The 13,515-nt window shown below is 56.4% G+C and carries 15 protein-coding genes; 4 read left to right on the forward strand and 11 right to left on the reverse strand.

Going from position 1 to position 13,515, the window contains the following annotated elements:
• Positions 1 to 180: 180 nt before the first annotated feature.
• The 10 genes from LAO21_01655 to larB all read right to left on the reverse strand — a co-directional run bounded on the left by LAO21_01655 (position 181) and on the right by larB (position 9,825).
• Positions 181 to 1,104 carry a sugar kinase gene (locus tag LAO21_01655; protein ID MBZ5551395.1) on the reverse strand — a complete coding sequence of 308 codons (924 nt, stop codon included), beginning with the start codon at positions 1,102 to 1,104 and terminating at the stop codon, positions 181 to 183.
• 130 nt (positions 1,105 to 1,234) lie between these two features.
• The gene (locus tag LAO21_01660; GenBank protein MBZ5551396.1) at positions 1,235 to 2,155 is read right to left on the reverse strand and encodes a VWA domain-containing protein; all 921 of its coding nucleotides are present in this window, start codon (positions 2,153 to 2,155) and stop codon (positions 1,235 to 1,237) included.
• Positions 2,156 to 2,162: 7 nt separating this feature from the next.
• Positions 2,163 to 3,074, reverse strand: coding sequence for an S-methyl-5'-thioadenosine phosphorylase (gene mtnP, locus LAO21_01665; GenBank protein ID MBZ5551397.1), 912 nt, complete (start codon positions 3,072 to 3,074; stop codon positions 2,163 to 2,165).
• A gap of 72 nt (positions 3,075 to 3,146) precedes the next feature.
• Positions 3,147 to 3,983 (reverse strand): MBL fold metallo-hydrolase, encoded by an 837-nt coding sequence (locus LAO21_01670; protein MBZ5551398.1) that lies wholly within the window; start codon positions 3,981 to 3,983, stop codon positions 3,147 to 3,149.
• A gap of 65 nt (positions 3,984 to 4,048) precedes the next feature.
• Positions 4,049 to 5,080, reverse strand: a complete 1,032-nt coding sequence (locus LAO21_01675) for a peptidylprolyl isomerase (GenBank protein ID MBZ5551399.1) — start codon at positions 5,078 to 5,080, stop codon at positions 4,049 to 4,051.
• The gene (gene mce, locus LAO21_01680; GenBank protein ID MBZ5551400.1) at positions 5,081 to 5,488 is read right to left on the reverse strand and encodes a methylmalonyl-CoA epimerase; all 408 of its coding nucleotides are present in this window, start codon (positions 5,486 to 5,488) and stop codon (positions 5,081 to 5,083) included.
• Between the two features lie 3 nt (positions 5,489 to 5,491).
• Complete coding sequence (gene meaB / locus LAO21_01685) at positions 5,492 to 6,463, reverse strand: methylmalonyl Co-A mutase-associated GTPase MeaB (GenBank protein MBZ5551401.1); 972 nt, start codon at positions 6,461 to 6,463, stop codon at positions 5,492 to 5,494.
• 211 nt (positions 6,464 to 6,674) lie between these two features.
• On the reverse strand, positions 6,675 to 7,820 hold the full coding sequence (locus LAO21_01690; protein MBZ5551402.1) for an acyl-CoA dehydrogenase: 1,146 nt from the start codon (positions 7,818 to 7,820) through the stop codon (positions 6,675 to 6,677).
• Between the two features lie 401 nt (positions 7,821 to 8,221).
• Positions 8,222 to 9,058 (reverse strand): hypothetical protein, encoded by an 837-nt coding sequence (locus LAO21_01695; GenBank protein ID MBZ5551403.1) that lies wholly within the window; start codon positions 9,056 to 9,058, stop codon positions 8,222 to 8,224.
• A 14-nt stretch (positions 9,059 to 9,072) separates the two neighbouring features.
• Complete coding sequence (larB, locus tag LAO21_01700; protein ID MBZ5551404.1) at positions 9,073 to 9,825, reverse strand: nickel pincer cofactor biosynthesis protein LarB; 753 nt, start codon at positions 9,823 to 9,825, stop codon at positions 9,073 to 9,075.
• Positions 9,826 to 10,132: 307 nt separating this feature from the next.
• Here larB and lepB point away from each other — a divergent pair, with 307 nt between their 5' ends.
• The 4 genes from lepB to LAO21_01720 all read left to right on the forward strand — a co-directional run bounded on the left by lepB (position 10,133) and on the right by LAO21_01720 (position 13,245).
• Positions 10,133 to 10,705: a signal peptidase I gene (gene lepB / locus LAO21_01705; GenBank protein ID MBZ5551405.1), complete on the forward strand. Its 573-nt coding sequence runs from the start codon at positions 10,133 to 10,135 to the stop codon at positions 10,703 to 10,705.
• A 9-nt stretch (positions 10,706 to 10,714) separates the two neighbouring features.
• On the forward strand, positions 10,715 to 11,887 hold the full coding sequence (gene carA / locus LAO21_01710; GenBank protein MBZ5551406.1) for a glutamine-hydrolyzing carbamoyl-phosphate synthase small subunit: 1,173 nt from the start codon (positions 10,715 to 10,717) through the stop codon (positions 11,885 to 11,887).
• A gap of 13 nt (positions 11,888 to 11,900) precedes the next feature.
• Positions 11,901 to 12,569: a sterol desaturase family protein gene (locus LAO21_01715; GenBank protein ID MBZ5551407.1), complete on the forward strand. Its 669-nt coding sequence runs from the start codon at positions 11,901 to 11,903 to the stop codon at positions 12,567 to 12,569.
• A 232-nt stretch (positions 12,570 to 12,801) separates the two neighbouring features.
• Complete coding sequence (locus tag LAO21_01720; protein ID MBZ5551408.1) at positions 12,802 to 13,245, forward strand: acyl-CoA thioesterase; 444 nt, start codon at positions 12,802 to 12,804, stop codon at positions 13,243 to 13,245.
• Here the strand turns inward: LAO21_01720 and LAO21_01725 are convergent.
• Entirely contained in the window at positions 13,242 to 13,514 is a 273-nt protein-coding gene (locus LAO21_01725; GenBank protein ID MBZ5551409.1) for a HigA family addiction module antidote protein, read from the reverse strand. The two genes, LAO21_01720 and LAO21_01725, sit on opposite strands and share 4 nt — an antisense overlap.
• Position 13,515 lies beyond the last annotated feature (1 nt).

The raw sequence follows: 13,515 nt of genomic DNA on the forward strand, positions 1-13,515 counted from the left end.
GACAAAGAATGAGCCCTTTCAAGGCGGTGATCCAGCCCCGCGCGGGCTGGGCACTCACTTCTTGATTTCCTGCTGAACAACTCCCGCGGCCTCGCCGGGTGTTCATTCTCCTTGCGGACTGCGCCTTGTCGGAAACAAGGGCGGCGATGCATGTGCCCCTGGTCTGGACACCGACTGCACTCAATGCCTCCTGCCGCGGGCCGCCTCAAAGCGCATCAGTCTTTGAAATGCCCTGAAGCGGGTTTCGATCTCCGACCGGCGCAGGCGCGTCAACCGCCTCAGGCTGAAATCCTCCACATTAAATGAGGCGACCACTGAACCGTAAACCACGGCGCGACGAATGTTTGCTTCGCTCAATGACGGACACGAGGCGAGGTAACCCATGAATCCTCCCGCAAAGCTGTCGCCGGCCCCTGTAGGATCAAACACCCTTTTCAAAGGAAAGGCGGGGGCTGCGAAGATGGATCCCCGCCGAAACATCGCGACGCCATATTCTCCCCGCTTCACCACAAGCGTTTTGGGCCCCATGGAAAGAATCTTTTCTGCACCTCTCACCAGGTTGTGCTCTCCCGTAATCATCCGGGTTTCGTTGTCGTTGATAATCAGCATGTCCACCAGCTTCAGGGTTTGGCGCAACTCTTCGGGCGTGTTATTGATCCAGTAGTTCATGGTGTCCATGGCAATCAACCGTGGTCGCCGCACTTGTTTGAGCACTTCGCGCTGGAGGCGCGGATGGATATTGCCGAGAAATACAAATTCGCTGGATTGATACTCGCGGGGAATCCGAGGGGAAAAATCGGCGAATACATTCAATTGCGTGTCCACGGTACGGCATTCGTTCATGTTGTCGTTGTACTCTCCCCACCAGAAAAACGATTTGCCCGGTTTCCGCTGGAGGCCCCGCAGATCGACTTGGTGCTTCCTGAAGATCCTCTCATCCTGTCTCGAGAAGTCCTCTCCCACCACGGCGACGAGATTCACGGCCGAAAAAAAACTGGCGGCCACCGAGAAATAGGTCGCCGAGCCGCCCAACACATTGTCCGCCTTGCCAAACGGGGTTTTCACGTTGTCAAAGGCCACAGAACCCACCACGAGGGTCGCCATGAAGTAATGGTTATTCCTTTCAGGTCAATGAATGTTTCTGCTTGAATTAAGTGAGGGGGCTGACCGGCTTAGTAATTGCCGGTGCCTCCAGCACTCATGATTGGGGAAAAGCTAAGCGATCGCCCCGGCGCTACTCTTTCACAAACTTCGAGGTGACCAGAAGATTCTTGTCGTCTTTGCGATCGCGATCAATCTGAACACGCAGCCGCCGTTGGGCCTCCTCGAGGCTGACGGGAGGTGACTCCACCACCAAATCATAATATTCGCGGCCCGTGGCGCTTCCCAGGATCTGGCTCACAATGCCCGCGATGTCGGATACCTTCCTCGGGTAGAAGGCGCGACCGCCGGTTGCGACGGTCAGTTTTTCAAAAATCTCGCTGGTCCCTCCTGCGAAAAACCCTCGTCCTCCCAACGACACGCCATAGAGGGTGATCTTCTCCCGCTGGAGCACGGGCGCCACATCCTTCAGCCTGACCCGGGAACCGGTGTCAATTCCTGTGGACAACAGAACCATCACACGGCGGCCGGTTGAATTGGCATAACCGCCATCCGCCGTCGCATAGATGGCATCGAGCAAGGCGGCCCCGTTCCCATATTTCATCCCGCGCAAGGCGTCGGTCAGCAGTTTCTTGGAGGGGGTGAAGTCCTGGATCAGGTTCGCGGAAGAATCATATGCAATAATCGCCATCTGATCGCTGGCACCGAGGGCCTTAATGAAGGACTGCGTGATGTCAGTCAGCGGATTGGCCACCTGGCCCGCAATCACACTCGTGTCAATCAGCAGGGAGATATCACTCGGCCCGGCATCCGATTTGACTTTGGCCTCCCGCACGGCGAGTTTCGACTTGTCAAGTGAAACCACGAAGTTGACCGCGGACAGGTCGCGAACGAAAATCCCGGTCTCATCGGTGACCGTGACCTGGAGATGGACCTCGCTTCCGCTCTGCGACAGGACGTTGTGGGGAGCGCAAATCATCGCCAGGACGAAAACGGCTGATCGCACCCGCCGGTTGGAAGGTCTATAGGTCTTCTGCAAAGCAACAGGGTCCATCACTACTCTAAAGATATTTGTTTACCAGCAAGTCGAGTTTACGCCGGGTCGCCGGATGGATCCGGCTCCGTTCAGTGATCAAGGCGTGGGAAAGGGCTGAACCACACTTGCAGGTCCGTTGTGCCGGCATGGCGGCAACTGCCGCCGCGATTACCTTCTGCGCATTGACCGCGTTGCGATTCAGGTTGTCAATAATCTGCGTGACGGTGACGGCGTCATGGTCGGGATGCCAGCAGTCGTAATCCGTGACCAGCGCCATCGTGGCGTAACAGATCTCGGCTTCCCGGGCCAGCTTGGCTTCCTGCAGGTTGGTCATCCCAATGACATCCATTCCCAGCCCTCGATACACCTTGGACTCGGCCTTCGTCGAAAACGCCGGGCCCTCCATGCAGAGATATGTTCCCCCCCGATGGATCGGAATCGATTCGACACGGCCAGACATTTCGAGGAGGTCACTGAGTTGGGGACAGACCGGATCGGCAAATGAGATGTGCGCCACCAGGCCGTTTCCAAAGAAGGTCTCGCCTTCGCGGTAACGCGTGCGGTCGAAGAATTGATCCGGCAACAGGATATCGAGGGGTTTGTGCTCTTCCTTCAGAGAGCCCACAGCACTGGCCGAAATAATGCGTTCCACTCCCAGCTTTTTCATCGCAAAGATGTTCGCACGAAAATTAATCTCCGTCGGCATGAGCCGATGACCCTTGCCATGCCGGGCCAGAAAGGCCACTCTCCGGCCTCGCAGAGTGCCGATGACAAGCGGATCGGAAGGCCTGCCGAAGGGGGTGGAGACGGCCACTTCCTTCCTATCGGTCAGTTCGGCCATTTCGTAGAGACCGCTCCCTCCGATCACCCCAATTTCGATTTCTGTTGCGCGTCCCCTTTGTATCCGCGATTTCGATTTTGGTCTATGGGCAGTCATATGGTGTCATGGGTTGCAAACATTTAAGTCAAATCAAGCTCCCGCCGCAGGGGGCGGATGCACCAGGCGGTCTCAGGCGGGGGGTTCGGCGACAATCTTTCCCCTTTGCTCCGCCAGGAATCCCATGGGGCATTGCATATCGTGATAAAACACGCACAGCCAGTGTTCACGCAACGCGTCCTCGATCAACGGTCTCTTGTTCTCGATCACTTCCAGAGGAAACAGATCAAACGATGTGATCCATTGCGGGTTCAGGTGGAATTGGGTCGAAACCAGATCCGAAAACACGATGCCCTTCTCCCCTTGAGATTCAATTTCCACAATTTGCATAAAGCGGTTATGGCCCGGCTTGACGGCCACTCGTATCCCTGGAACGACCTCCTGATCGCCTTGCAACAACTCGTACTCGCAATAAGGGGGCATGAATTTGGCACGATCGAGGGCATAACTTGGACGGTCCCGATCGAACGGGGCCAAGGCATGGTCAAATTCCCCCTGCTGGGCATAACAACAGGCATTCGGGAAGGTCCGGACGATCCGTCCATCTGAAAGTTGTGTAGTGTTCCCCCCGGCGTGATCAAAGTGGAGGTGGGTATGGATGATTGTATCAATGTCCTCCGGCCTGACGCCGAGGCGGGCCAGGGAGCCGACCAGCGTTTGCGACCGGTCCACGTCGTAAATTACATTCCATTTCGCATCAAACTTGTTGCCGATGCCTGTGTCGATCAGGACCTGGTGGCCGGGGGTGCGAACATACAAGCAATTCAACGCCAACCTGACCCGGTTCTTTTCATCGACGTCGACATGCCTTTCCCAGAGGGTCCTGGGCACAATACCAAACATCGCTCCGCCGTCCAGCCGGAATGATCCATCCGAAACGATATGGAGTTCGAATTCTCCCAATTTCATGGTGTCGTTCGCTTCTCCCTACTTCGATGCTTTCACTTTTGAAAACGAGACTGAGACGCGTGCAGTCACTTCTTCTTTTCTTTCGCTGGAACTGTGGGTGGAGTCGAAGTGGAGTTGGAGACGGGTTTCCCGTTTTTTTCCACTTGCACCGTGATCGACTTGTACCCCGAAAGGGTCTCACCCTCTCGAGCGAAGTATTGTTCATTCACCGAAGGCTGCACTTCATGGATCAAGCTCGACAGTGATGCCTGCAGCAACTTGGTTTTAAGGATTTCAGCGATCGCCGGCTTTGCCTCGGAGAAAGGCTGCGGCCGGTCTTCAAGCGCTTTGAAGAGATGGATGGAACCAGGAGCATCAAATACCGCGCTAATCTCCCCGGGTTTCAACCGGAAAACAACGGAATCCACCGTTTCCCCTAAATCCCCTCTCGCCAGAAAGCCCAAATCCCCACCCTTCTGGGCATCACTGTCTTTGGAAAACTCTCGTGCCAGCGCCCTGAAATCCTCCCCCTTCAGCGCACGCTGCCGTGCCTCCTCCAGGCCTTTCCGCATCTGGGCATCCTGTTCCGCATCTGACCCTGTCAGGCGGAGAGAGATATGCAGCAAATGCAACTGGACGAATCGATTCTGATCCTGGTCATAGTATTTCCGAAGGTCCTCATCACTGATCCACAAGCGATCTGCAATGGCCTGTTGCTCCGCAAGGGCGAGCACCTGGGCGCGGGCAAATTTGAGTCGGGCGGCTACTCCCGGATTCCGGTCGAGACTCTCCTTTTCCGCCCCCTGACTGAGCACGAGGAGTTGGGCCAGGTATTCGGCAAAGGCTTTGGTCCCCCCCGGGCCTGAATATTGGCGGCGCTGCTGCGCCGGGAGATGCGAGAGGATTTCTCTGAATTCACTTGCCCTGATCTTCTGATCATTGAGAGAGACCACAACCGGATCGGGCTCCATCTCGACCTTTTTGGAGGGCTGACTTGTCGTTGCGGGGGGAGCGCCAGCGGCGGGCTCTTGCGCCCGCAATAACGTTCCCAGCCCCGGGAAAAGCAAACCGGTCAAGAGTAAAAAACCACCGCGTCGAATAAAAATTGAAGGTTTCATTTACTTCACTTCCTCGTTGAGTTCGATTAACACACCCTGAGTCGATTCCGGATGAATGAAAGCGACCCGACAGCCTCCTGCGCCCGTTCGCGGGACCTCGTCGATTAAACGAACCCCGCGAGCCTTGAGCTCCCGGAGCGAGGCCTCCAAATCCTCCACCTCAAGGCACAGATGATGGACTCCCTGCCCACGCTTATTGAGGAATTTGGCGATCGGGGACAGCGGGTCGGTGGGTTCCAGCAATTCAATGCGGCATTCTCCCAGCGGGTGCATCGCGACAGCCACTTTCTGCTCCTCAACATTCTCCCGAGACGCCACTGGGATCCCCAGGGTCTCTCCATAAAATCTGCTCGCTTGATCCAGCGAGTGGACGGCAATCCCCACATGACTGATCCGCAGGATCTTCATAACTCAGGCCCCCCTCCGGTTCCTTGAGGTTTCTCCGCAAAAGCCTGAGATGATTTCATCCACCACCGAGTAAGGGTCGCTCTGCCGCGATGCCACCAGTTCCACGTACCGATCGAGCGTGCCATTCTCCAGATGCTCATGAACTACCCTGCCCACCAATTGCTCGCTCAAGAGTTCGAGCACTCGCTCGCGTGCATGCGTGCGCCTCTTCTGGGTGAAAAGGGCCGAGTCTTTTGCAAACCGGGCGTATGACTCAATCGCCGTCGCCAAAGGGTTGATTCCCTCGTTTTGAGTGGCCACCGTGCGGACCAACGGCGGCACCCAACCATCCGGGCGAGGAGAGATGGAGAGCATCGCCTGCAGTTGGGTCTCGATCCTTTCCACGCCCTCGCGGTCGGCTTTGTTGATCACAAACACGTCGGCAATCTCCATGATTCCTGCCTTGATGGCCTGGATGTCATCGCCCATCCCGGGAACCAGCAAAACCAGGTTAACGTGTGCCACCTTGATGACGTCGATTTCATCCTGTCCCACCCCCACCGTTTCGACAAGGATGACCTCTTTGTGAGCGGCATCGAGCACCGAGACCGCGTCATGGGTCGCCCGCGAGAGGCCGCCGAGAAACCCCCGCGTCGCCATGCTGCGAATGAAAATACCCTCCTCAAGGGCGACATTTTGCATGCGAATCCGGTCGCCCAGGATGGCGCCGCCAGTAAATGGACTGGTGGGATCCACCGCCACAATCCCCACCGATTTCTTCTGCCCATCCAAATAAAAGCGCGCCAGGCGATCAACCAGGGTGCTTTTTCCGGACCCAGGCGCTCCCGTGACCCCCACCACAAAAGCGTGCCCCGTATGCGGAAAAATCCGCTTGAGGATCTTAGCCGATCCCTCACGATCATTCTCGATGCAGGTGATCGCCCGCGCAATGGCCCTGGGATCGCCTCGAAGCAGCTTGTCGATGTCGATGGGCATGGTGAAGTTATCAGTTCTCAGTTGTCAGTTCTCAGTTGGAAGAACAGGTGCCAGCTCTCAGTTGTCAGTTATCAGTTTTCAGTGATTGTGAAACCTGCTCTGTTTGTGCTCGCGAATGGTGGATGCATAAAATCTTTGATTCAATCGACAAAGGTTGTGGTTGAACCACGGTATTAACCGAGAACTGACAACTGAGAACCGGCAACTGCTTTTAGAACTTCTTCAACAGCTCCCTGGCAATCACCATGCGTTGAATCTCGCTGGTTCCTTCCCCGATGGTACAGAGTTTGGCGTCCCGATAAAACTTCTCAGCGGGATAGTCTTTGATAAATCCGTAGCCGCCGTGAATCTGCACGGCTTCATTTGCCGCACGGACTGCCACCTCGCTGGCGTAGAGCTTTGCCATCGACGATTCCAGCGTGGTCTTTTTCTTATGGTCGTACATCCAGGCGGCCCGATGCGTCAAACACCGGGCGGCATCAATCTCGGTCGCCATGTCGGCGAGTTTCCATTGGATTGCCTGAAATTCGCTGATCGGCCTTCCAAATTGCTGCCGCTGCTTCGAGTATTTGAGCGAAGCATCCATCGCGCCCTGCGCCATCCCGAGAGCCAGGGCCGCAATGGAGATGCGTCCCCCGTCCAAAACCCGCAAACTTCCCGTAAACCCTTCGCCCTCCGCACCCAGCCGGTTCTCTGCCGGCACCCGGCAATCCTCAAAGATGACTTCCGACGTATCGCTGGCCCGCATCCCGAGTTTGTTTTCATGCTTCCCCGCGCGAAACCCGGGAGTTCCTTTCTCGACTACAAACGCCGAAATGCCCTTGTGGCCCTTCGAGGAGTCGGTCACCGCCATAGCCACACAAATGTCGCCTACTCTCCCATGCGTGATGAAGGTCTTCGCCCCGTTGAGGACATAGAATTTGCCGTCCCTTACTGCAGTGGTCTTTGTCCCGCCGGCATCACTGCCCGCTTCAGATTCTGTAAGCCCCCATGCCCCGATTTTCTCCCCGCGGGCCAGGGGCACCAGGAACCTCTTCTTTTGCTCCTCGGTTCCCATCAGGTAGACGTGGCCGCAACACAGCGAGTTGTGAGCTGCAACACTCAAGCCGATGGACCCGTCCACACGACCCAACTCCTCGATGAGGATGACATATTCCTGGTAGCCCATGCCTGCGCCCCCGTACTCCCCGGGAAAAATAGTTCCCAGGAACCCGAGTTCACCGAGTTTCCGCAAGATCTCCCGCGGAAACTCCTGGGCCTCATCCCACACCATGACATGAGGGGCAATTTCAGTTCGCGCAAATTCCCTTACCGTCTTTTGGACTTGACGTTGCTCATCAGTCAGCTCGAAATTCATAAGTTTAAGGTCCTGTGGAGTTCAAGGATGCCCGTGCCGTAACGCCTCTACGCCGGATCTCCCCGGCGTTTGCATCATAAACATTCCTGACCCGAGGGAATCAACCGTGACGTGCGACCCTGAGATGTTCGGAGCCAGGGAATTAGGGAGTTCATCGCATTGGAGGCGCGGATCCAGGTCCGGGCAAACGCATGTTTATAACACAGCCATTTTAACAACGTCAACGCGGGTTGCCGTGGTGGGACGATGTCGAGAAACATCGCGCATTCGATGGAGCGCCGTTAAGAACTTCCCGCCTCGAATCGCCCCTTTGCCGGTGTAAGGTCGCCCTTTATTTTCACAAGCGATCTCTTCGCACCCGGTCGACCTCACCCCGGCTTCAGAGGGGCTGCCATCCGCACTCACCGGACTCGCCGCCACCGGGAGCCGCCGAAGTCGTCGCCGGTGTTTTGCTCGCGATGAAATTCGTCGCGGGAGTCCAGGCGCAATCGCATCGCGCCATTGTTGCGATCGCGGCCTTTGGGAACATCTAACCAGAAGCCCTCCAGCCAGTCGCCGTCCAGGGCCCCATGAAAAATATTTGACCATTGGCCATTGGAGGCTTCGCCGTACCACCACACGTTGCCCCCGAGCTGCCGCAGGTAATAGGTTCCCCCGTCATTGCAACTCCAGATACCGGTGAGGTCAAAGCGCCAATTGCCATGTTCCTGGCTGTATCGGGGGACAATGGGGCCCTCCCTCCTGCCGCCCGGCCCATACCCCGGACTTAACACCTCCCGGTGGTCTTGAATTGAGTCCCCCTGTTTGTAAATGGTGGCATTCCAGTTCGCACGGGGCCCGTTGTTGCAGCTCACCCATCCTTGGGCCGATCGCCAATCCTTGGAAATCTGGCCCTGGTATTCGCATCGTTGGTTGGTGTACTGGTCAACCCGGTTCATGCGGATGTTGCGGTCATCCAGACGCATATCGACGACGCCGCGAATTTCGGATTGACCGGGCATCGTCCATCGGGCGTCAAAGGTGTTCGAATTGCCGCGCCGGACCCAAATCCCGGTCCAACCTTCCTCGACCACTTGCCACTGGACCCCCAGCCGGGTGTCCAGGTTATCGGCGTCCGTCCTGGCAGGACGGGACACCAGCATGATGGATGCCATCGCACACAACAGTAAAACGCCTGCGAATGAAATATAGAAACCTCGTACCCCTTTTGTTGTCATAGCGCCCCCATCTTGGGTCATGAAGTCACTCTGTGTTAGTCTTTCAGACGATTGATAATGCTGGCGACGTACCCTGCGCCAAACCCGTTGTCAATGTTCACGACCGTGACATTGGAAGCGCAAGAATTCAGCATCCCCAGCAAGGCCGCAATCCCTCCAAATGACGCTCCGTAGCCCACCGAGGTAGGGACCGCGATGACCGGGGCAGCCACCAGGCCGCCGACCACGCTGGGCAGGGCCCCTTCCATCCCAGCCACACAAACGATCACACGAGCCTGCCGCAATCGCTGATTTTCCTGCAGCAATCGATGAATGCCAGCGACCCCGCAATCATAGATAGCATCCACATCATTCCCCATCACGCGGGCGGTCACCAGGGCTTCTTCAGCAACGGGCATATCCGCAGTGCCCGCGGAAATGACAAGGATTCTCCCGGTCCCATAGAGGTGCTTGTCTCTGACAACCGTCAGCGCGCCACTGGCTTTGTGAAACTGCGCCAGGCGCGTGATCTTCCGGATGGCTCGAAAGGTCGCTTCATCCGACCGCGTGACGAGAATGTTGTGCCGATTTTTCAACATCCTCCGGACGATTCCCACGACTTGCTCCGTCGATTTTCCGCGGCCTAACACCACCTCGGGAAACCCCACTCGCAGGGAGCGGTGATGGTCGATCCGGGCAAAACCCAGATCCTCGAAGGGAAGCCTTCGCAAAATCTCCATGGCTTCGTCAACGCCGAGTCTTCCCTCTTTAACCTTTTCCAGTAAGCGCTTAATCTCAGCCGCGGTCATAGTCGTCAGGCGATTTTTCCAGAATCCCCTCGGGAGCGAGTATACCAAATGCCTTGCGAATCTCCATCACGGCAGAACCTGTCCCGGGGTCAAGCGGACCCTCCCAGGCCCGGGCGAAGGTGACCGAATCGTCCACGGAACCGGCGGATCAAAGATGGAGGAATCATTAAACCACTTGACAATTCCGCGTGGCTATATAAATCTAAAAATTCTCTCGAGGGAACCGCCAGGGGGAGACCTCTTATCTCCCCGAAGGGTAATCGCAATTCACATTATCGACAGCTCAAATCCGAACCAGAAGACATTGATGGACCCTGAACACGACTTGCCCCCCCTTAGAAAGATCCCGCAAAATGGTACCCGGGGGTTCTGGGGCAACCTGCATTCCTGGGTGCGCGACCTAGTCATCGCAGTCGGGCTTGCGCTGGTCATTGTCGTGTACCTCTATCAGCCCGTGCGGGTGGAGGGGGTCTCCATGCTGCCCCGCATCGAGGATCAGGAGCGCATCTTCGTCAACAAGTTTATTTACCGGTTCAAACCGATTGAACGCGGAGATGTCATTGTCTTTTCCTATCCGCTCGATCCTCAGCGTTTTTTCATCAAGCGGGTCATCGGCCTGCCGGGCGATACCGTTCAAATCCGGGACGGGAAGGTAGTCATCAACGGCCAGGAACTGAAGGAGTCCTACATACCGAGGAAGTTCCAGACCCCTGAGAACGAACCCCCGGTTGCGATCGACGCCGGCCACTTTTATGTGTTGGGAGACCATCGTAGCTCATCCAACGACAGCCGCGCCTGGGGGCAGGTCCCCCGTCAGAACATCTATGGGAAGGCGGTCTTTTGTTACTGGCCGCTGGAGAAGCTCAGCTTCATCCGTTGAAAAATCTTGATGAATTCCCAGACAGCCGTCCTTGCCCTTGAAGATGGTCGTTGTTTCCGGGGACACGCCTTCGGTGCGCCCGTTGAGAAAACCGGAGAAGTGATTTTCAATACCTCGCTATCCGGCTATCAAGAGATTTTTACAGACCCTTCCTACTGCGGCCAGATTGTCGTTCTGACCAACCCTGAAGTCGGAAATTACGGATTGAATCGTTTCGATGAAGAATCGCGGCAGCCATTCATTGAAGGGCTGGTCGTGCGCGAGCACTCGCCGATTGCCTCCAACTGGAGGTCAGAGTGGGTGTTGGGAGATTATTTGAGGCAGCGTGGGGTTCCCGCCGTTTCCGAGATTGATACTCGCGCCCTGGTTCGACATCTGCGGGACCGCGGTTCCATGCGCGCGGTGATTTCATCCCTTGACACTGATGAGCAAAGCTTGGTGAAGAAAGCCTGCCAGGCTCCCTCCATGGTTGGCCTGGATCTGGCGCAGAGGGTGACCTGCGGGGAAAAATACGGCTGGAAGCAGCAAAGCATTGACATCTTCGCAGGCAAGACGGGTAGTTCTCCTTCCTGTGGCATCCATGGCCCACAAATCTCTTCATCAACGGGGCCATCGCGACGATTCCAGGTCGTCGCTTACGATTTCGGGATTAAGTACAACATCCTCCGAAGGCTGACCGATGCAGGATGCGATGTCACGGTCGTCCCCGCGCAAACTTCGGCTGAAGAGGCGTTGGCGCTTCAACCGGATGGCATCTTTCTATCCAATGGGCCGGGCGACCCGGAGCCAGTCACCTATGCCGTCAGCGCCATCCGGGGATTGATGGGCCGGAAGCCCATCTTTGGCATCTGCCTGGGACACCAACTGCTGGGCCTCGCCCTGGGCGGAAAAACTTACAAACTGAAGTTCGGCCATCATGGCGGCAATCAGCCCGTAAAGAATCTTAGGACGGGCAAGGTGGAAATAACGGCGCAGAACCACGGCTTTGCAGTGAGTCCGGATTCTTTGAAAGACAGCGAGGTGGAGGTCACCCATTTAAACTTGAACGATCATACCTGCGAGGGATTACGGCACCGATCCCTGCCTGCTTTCTCGGTTCAGTATCATCCCGAGGCCTCGCCGGGTCCCCATGACGCCGGTTATCTCTTCAGTGATTTCATCAGGCTTATGTCCGAACACTGAACAAGGCTCCCGCATGAATGCTCCGGCCATTCCCTCCCCCGTCGCCCAGTTCAGGGCCGAATACCGCACGGCCGAGATTTCCCCTTATTACTCCGGCATCCTCCATTTCCTCTTCACGAGCGTTACCTCACTGGTCGTCATTGGTTTTTCGATCAAGGAACTCCACGGCATAACCCCTTTCGAATGGTCTACAGTCCTGCTGACCTTTCTTTATGCCAACCTCGTGGAGTACCTGGGCCACAAGGGCCCGATGCACCACCCCGTGCGTCTTCTGAGGACCCTGTTCGTGCGGCATACATTGCAGCACCATCGCTTTTTCACGCACGAGGCCATGGCCTATGAGGGCACGCAAGACTACAAAATGGTCCTCTTCCCACCGGTCATGATCCTCTTCTTCGTGGGACTGCACGCCGTGCCGGTTGGTGTCCTGCTTTATTACCTGACCAGCCGAAATGTTGCATACCTTTTTGTGGCGACGGCCATCGGATATTTTCTCACGTACGAATGGCTGCATTTTATGTACCACCTTCGTGCAGACTCCCTACCCGGTCGATTCCCTTTCATGAAAACCCTTCGTCGGCTCCACACCGAACATCACGACCCCGCCTTGATGTCGAACTACAACTTCAACATCACGTTTCCGATCTGCGATTACTTGTTCGGAACCCGCTACAAGACCTAGATAGGGCCGGATCCCGCTCCTCCCATTCTGAATTTCTAATGGCGATCTTCGCGTCTCAGCGGTGATACTCGATCGTTATCATGCAAACACTCTTCCCTCCAAAAATCCCTCTTTGCAAAGATGGCCTTCGCAATTATGATGGAACGCGATCCATTGACCTTGAAATCGCAACCTCATCTCTTTGCACGCTGCATAAGGGGTCCTTCAAAAAATGCACAGCAGCTCATCGGAAATGGCCGGGAACTCGATCCGACCCATGGAAGTATCGATTCCCGTCATTGTCCGCTCGTATGACATCGACTTCGCGGGGATCGTCAGCAACATTGTTTACGTGCGATGGATGGAAGACCTCCGCATGAAATTCCTCGAGGTCCATTCCCCGCTTGACGCGCAGATGGCGGCCGGTTTTGCCCCCGCGTTGACCCACACAGAAATCTTCTACCGCAGGATTACGAAGCTGTTTGATCCGGTGATTGGCAAATGTTGGGTGGAGGATCTGACCCGCGCCACCTGGACACTGGCGGGGGAGTTTACGGTGAAGGGTGAGGTCGTCGCCACGGCTCGCCAGTCGGGGGCTTTTATCCGCCTGGATACCGGCAGGCCGGTGCGAACCCCGCTCGAGTTACGGGAGAAGTACGCGCGGGCCCTGGCTGAAGCCAGGGCACTCGATGGTTAGGCAGCGCGTTCCAAGCTCTTGGAGGCTTTGAAAAGGTCGAGCGCGACCTGAAGGTTCATCCAAAATTCCGATGAGGTCTTCAAAGTGCGCGCCAGCAGAATGGCGGTCTCCGCAGTCATGTCGCGCTTGCCCTTAATCAGGGTATTGACCCGCTGGACAGGCACACCCATGCGCCTTGCCAGCTCGACCTGGCTCAAACCCATGGGGGTGAGAAACTCATGGAGGAGCACCTCACCGGGATGGGTAGGCATACGGTTTTTAGGGATCATC

It is taken from the genome of Terriglobia bacterium (assembly GCA_020073085.1).
GTDB lineage: Bacteria > Acidobacteriota > Terriglobia > JAIQFV01 > JAIQFV01 > JAIQFV01.

Coding starts and splice junctions, on each gene's coding strand:
- LAO21_01715 (MBZ5551407.1), top strand. CDS start 11,901: ATGAATGCTCCGGCCATTCCCTCCCCCGTCGCCCAGTTCAGGGCCGAA.
- LAO21_01690 (MBZ5551402.1), bottom strand. CDS start 7,820: ATGAATTTCGAGCTGACTGATGAGCAACGTCAAGTCCAAAAGACGGTA.
- carA (MBZ5551406.1), top strand. CDS start 10,715: ATGAATTCCCAGACAGCCGTCCTTGCCCTTGAAGATGGTCGTTGTTTC.
- lepB (MBZ5551405.1), top strand. CDS start 10,133: ATGGACCCTGAACACGACTTGCCCCCCCTTAGAAAGATCCCGCAAAAT.
- LAO21_01725 (MBZ5551409.1), bottom strand. CDS start 13,514: ATGATCCCTAAAAACCGTATGCCTACCCATCCCGGTGAGGTGCTCCTC.
- LAO21_01720 (MBZ5551408.1), top strand. CDS start 12,802: ATGGCCGGGAACTCGATCCGACCCATGGAAGTATCGATTCCCGTCATT.
- LAO21_01695 (MBZ5551403.1), bottom strand. CDS start 9,058: ATGACCCAAGATGGGGGCGCTATGACAACAAAAGGGGTACGAGGTTTC.
- LAO21_01675 (MBZ5551399.1), bottom strand. CDS start 5,080: ATGAAACCTTCAATTTTTATTCGACGCGGTGGTTTTTTACTCTTGACC.
- LAO21_01670 (MBZ5551398.1), bottom strand. CDS start 3,983: ATGAAATTGGGAGAATTCGAACTCCATATCGTTTCGGATGGATCATTC.
- meaB (MBZ5551401.1), bottom strand. CDS start 6,463: ATGCCCATCGACATCGACAAGCTGCTTCGAGGCGATCCCAGGGCCATT.
- mtnP (MBZ5551397.1), bottom strand. CDS start 3,074: ATGACTGCCCATAGACCAAAATCGAAATCGCGGATACAAAGGGGACGC.
- LAO21_01655 (MBZ5551395.1), bottom strand. CDS start 1,104: ATGGCGACCCTCGTGGTGGGTTCTGTGGCCTTTGACAACGTGAAAACC.
- LAO21_01660 (MBZ5551396.1), bottom strand. CDS start 2,155: ATGGACCCTGTTGCTTTGCAGAAGACCTATAGACCTTCCAACCGGCGG.
- mce (MBZ5551400.1), bottom strand. CDS start 5,488: ATGAAGATCCTGCGGATCAGTCATGTGGGGATTGCCGTCCACTCGCTG.
- larB (MBZ5551404.1), bottom strand. CDS start 9,825: ATGACCGCGGCTGAGATTAAGCGCTTACTGGAAAAGGTTAAAGAGGGA.